1 protein-coding gene is annotated in these 547 nt (G+C 36.9%); it reads right to left on the reverse strand.

The features are described from left to right. The coding region (locus HMPREF0023_RS15090) for an IS1-like element ISPa14 family transposase (RefSeq protein ID WP_008942497.1) at positions 1-488 on the reverse strand (488 nt) is incomplete at its 3' end. Positions 489-547: the final 59 nt, after the last annotated feature.

The following is a 547-nucleotide window of genomic DNA, read 5'->3' on the forward strand; positions in this document are numbered from 1 at the left end:
GCAATTCGGGTGTAGTGAATACCTAATTGTTTAAGCTTTGTCTTCAATCGTTGAACTGTAGCTAAGTCTCTTTTACCCCAAACATAAGCAACAATCTCACCTGTTTCTCGATGGTAGGCGTAAATAAGCCATTGTTTATTATTTTTATTTCCCACAAAAGTCCAAAACTCATCAACTTCAAGAGACTCATAATGACTTTGTTTAGGCTGAATTTGGTAGGTCGATTCGGTTAAAGTACGTAAAACTTTACCGATACTGATTCGCTCAACTTCAGCGATATCTCGTATACCACTACCTCTGACCATCAACTGTAATATTTTTCGAGTAATGCCTGAATTACATCCTAGATAGCTCAGAGCATGGTCACCAATAAACTGACGTTTACAGTCTTTGCACTGATAGTTTTGTTTCCCATCTACTTTGATGCCATTTTTCTTTATACTGTCACTGAGGCAGGTTGGACATTTGATTTCTAGAGTTATTCGCATTTCTCTATTTTATCAAAATTCAACCTGCTTTGTTTCAGCATACTTTTTGAAACACCACC

This window comes from Acinetobacter sp. ATCC 27244, from assembly GCF_000156555.1.
In the GTDB taxonomy this organism is placed as follows: Bacteria; Pseudomonadota; Gammaproteobacteria; order Pseudomonadales; family Moraxellaceae; genus Acinetobacter; species Acinetobacter haemolyticus.